This is a genomic window from Bacillus pretiosus, from assembly GCF_051294775.1.
Lineage (GTDB): Bacteria > Bacillota > Bacilli > Bacillales > Bacillaceae_G > Bacillus_A > Bacillus_A wiedmannii.
In genome coordinates, this window is record NZ_JBPPHF010000304.1 from 1 (window position 1) to 296 (window position 296).

A 296-nucleotide genomic window follows, 5' to 3' on the forward strand; every position below is an offset into this window, starting at 1 on the left:
TCAAATTTTAAGAGCAATTAAAGAGTTTGATACAATTATTATTCATCGTCATGTGCGTCCAGATCCAGATGCGTTAGGTTCACAGGGAGGTCTTGGTACAATTCTACTAGAATCGTTTCCAGAGAAAAATATTTATACGGTTGGGTACAATGAACCTTCACTAGAATATTTACGAGTAATGGATGATATTGAAGATAGAGTATATGAAAATGCACTTGTTATCGTATGTGAAACTGCGAACCAAGAACGTGTTGACGATCAACGCTATGCAAAAGGGAAGATGTTAATTAAAATTG

The 296-nt window shown here is 35.1% G+C and carries 1 protein-coding gene; it reads left to right on the plus strand.

The window, feature by feature from the left end; genetic code table 11:
- Window positions 1-296, plus strand: a 296-nt coding sequence (locus ACSG5Z_RS30985) for a DHH family phosphoesterase (RefSeq protein ID WP_435712872.1), incomplete at both ends; no start/stop codon positions are given.